3 protein-coding genes are annotated in these 2,853 nt (G+C 42.1%); all 3 read left to right on the top strand.

The features are described 5' to 3' along the window. Positions 1-555: hypothetical protein (locus tag WBV75_RS03720; RefSeq protein WP_424119312.1), on the top strand; the 555-nt coding region annotated here is incomplete at its 5' end. A gap of 172 nt (positions 556-727) precedes the next feature. Next, a complete protein-coding gene (locus WBV75_RS03715; RefSeq protein ID WP_424119311.1) occupies positions 728-2,008 on the top strand; it encodes an aminotransferase class V-fold PLP-dependent enzyme in 1,281 nt (426 codons plus the stop codon). A 263-nt stretch (positions 2,009-2,271) separates the two neighbouring features. After that, positions 2,272-2,853 (top strand): sulfatase-like hydrolase/transferase (locus WBV75_RS03710; RefSeq protein ID WP_424119310.1); only part of this gene is annotated, 582 nt, incomplete at its 3' end.

Genomic DNA, 2,853 nt, shown 5'->3' with positions numbered 1-2,853 from the left:
GCCGACTTAAAGAGAGATTCAGCACTTTTTAAAGCGTATCAGACCAACTACTCCAAATACCTCGATGCCTATTTTCAACTTAACGACATAAAGAGAGGGCAGGGTTCATTCGGTATGTTATTGCCGGATTACCTTGTCATGAATATAGAATTCAACCCGATAACACGGGAAAACCATCAGGCGACTATAGAAAAATTCAGGAATATTGAAATCAGGGAACAACTCAGCAGCTATTTTCGCCTCCTCAGCCTTGTTAACCAGGCCACCGATGAATTCAATGAATTGGTAGTCCGGGAAAGCAGAGCATTCTTTTTAAAAGAAGAGAATGTTTTTGCGAATGAAAGGGTATTCGATAGTACCGACAGAACTTTTCCACCTCTAAAACGGATATCTACCATTGATACAGTAAAACTCAGGGAAACCTTTGACCATGAATATTTTGAGCCTATTTTATCACAGCTCAGGATGTCTATGGGTTTTTATCTTTTAAGTCTGGAGAGGTCCATAGAAGAGAACCGTGGTTTGATTCAAAGTTTAGAATCGAAACTTCAATAATCAGCGGCGTCGGTGGGTGCCGAATTGTGGAGAAGTAAACGTAAAAATCAAAACATCAAATTTTATAATATTTGAAGCAGATCCATGTGGAAGGGGTGAAGAAGCGATAAATTTCTACCGCCCATCTTTTCAAATTCTAAAAAATAGGTTCTAAAAACTTGTATCAATAGACATGAAGCGCAACAGACGGAAATTTCTAAAAACTTTAGGCATAGGAGCTGCCGGTGCCATGGCCAGCCCAACACAAATTTGGTCCAAATCAACTTCAGAGTTACAGCAAACAATTAGTTCCTTCAATGCAGCGGATACTTCAGAAGCCTTTTGGGAGACTGTCAAATCGCAATTCAGTTTTGCAGAAGGCCTGACCTATTTTAATAATGGTTCACTAGGCGCTTGTCCAAAAGCAATTCGCAATGCTACCACTGAGTTTCGGGATACCCTTGATGATTTTCCCTCAAAATACATGTGGGGTGGCTGGAATGACGAGAAAGAAACCGTTCGAAAAAAAACAGCCTCTCTTTTTTCTGTTTCTGAGGAAGAAATCGCTTTGATCCACAATACGACCGAAGGCATGAATCTAATCGCCAGAAGTCTGGATCTTCAACAGGGCGATGAAGTCATCCTGGCCGACCATGAACATTCAAGCGCTGTAAGCCCGTGGAAAGTTTGGCAGGAAAGTAAAGGAATTCGATTGGTGCGCCCTACCCTCCCCATGTTACCGGAAAGTGTTGACGAGATTGTAGAAGTTTACAAAAAATCGATAACGCCTAAAACCAAAGTTATTTCTGTATGTCATTTAATCAACACCAGTGGTATGATACTACCTATAAAGGAAATATCAGAAATGGCACATGAAAAAGGAATCCTGGTTGCTGTTGACGGCGCTCAAGCTACGGGAATGTTCGACTTTGATTTAAAGGAAATAGGCTGTGACTTCTATACCGTAAGTGCCCATAAGTGGCTGTTTTCTCCAAAGGGAGTCGGTATTTTTTATGCCAGGGAAGAAAGTCAAAAATACCTGAAACCGCTCATCGTCGCCCGTGGCTATGAGGATACCAGCATTCGCCGTCTGGAAAATTACAATACACGAAACTTACCCGAAGTTCTGGGTTTTGGTGCAGCACTGGATTATCGCGAAACCATAAGGGGTAAAAAAATAGAAGCGCGTATCTATGAGCTTAAGGCATACTTTAGAAAAGCTATAAAGGAGCATCCCAAGTTGGTTTTGAAAACACCGGCGTCAGACTCCCTCTCCGGGGGTATTCAAGTTGTTGAAGTTCTTGGAAAAGACGTTCAGGATGTAAAAACCCACCTTTTTGACGACTACGGAATCGATTGTCGTCCTATGAGCACATTTGGTCTCAATGCGGTTCGCATTTCCCTGGCAATTTTCAATACCAAAAAAGATATTGACCGCCTGGTGATTGCCCTGGTCACAATTGCAAATTCATAGTCACTATGTAATGACTGTTTTACGAAAAATAGGATTTACAAACAAAAGCCAAACCCGACTGACTTTTGAAAACATAGGGAATGTATAATTGTAACGCCCGCCAGCAGGTCACCCTCTTGCTCATTGGATTATAAAAACAGGAAAATGATTTCGCACTTTGAGTAGTTCATCAGATTAAATCGTGGGGGATTACTATATAAGCCCTATATTGAGGTTCCTGGAATGAGTTGGCAATCCGTATACTTTAACTAAAGACACATATTATGACTTCAAAAAATTTAATACTCTTCATACTTTTTGGAGTGATCATGAGCTGCGGTTTACCCACTGACCAAGCAGAAACCGCGACTACAGATGATTATCAAATGGATAGATCTGTGTTGCCTATACAGCCGCCACCTCATCAACCTGTAACCATTATGGATGCCAGGGACGCTGAAAAGCCTGAAACTTTTGAAGTAAGCGCTCCGGAAGGTTCCCCAAATATTGTTGTCGTTTTAATAGATGATATTGGCTTCGGGGCAACGAGCACTTTTGGTGGACCAATTCATACGCCCACTTTCGACAAGTTGGCGGACAACGGGTTAAGGTTCAACCGATTTCACACAACGGCACTTTGTTCGCCTACAAGGGCTTCTCTTTTGTCCGGGAGAAATCACCATAATGTAAATGTGGGTTCTGTAATGGAAGTGGCAACAGGCTTTTATGGAAACCAGGGTATACGTCCCGACAATGCAAAATACTTTGCGGAGACCTTAAAACAGAATGGATACAGCACAGCCGCTTTCGGCAAATGGCACGAAACTGCAACATGGGAAGTTTCTGTTTCCGGACCCTATACAAGG

This window comes from Robiginitalea sp. (genome assembly GCF_049588695.1).
Taxonomy (GTDB): Bacteria; Bacteroidota; Bacteroidia; order Flavobacteriales; family Flavobacteriaceae; genus Robiginitalea.
Note: the sequence above shows the minus strand (reverse complement) of the source record. Positions and strands in the feature narration are given on the sequence as shown.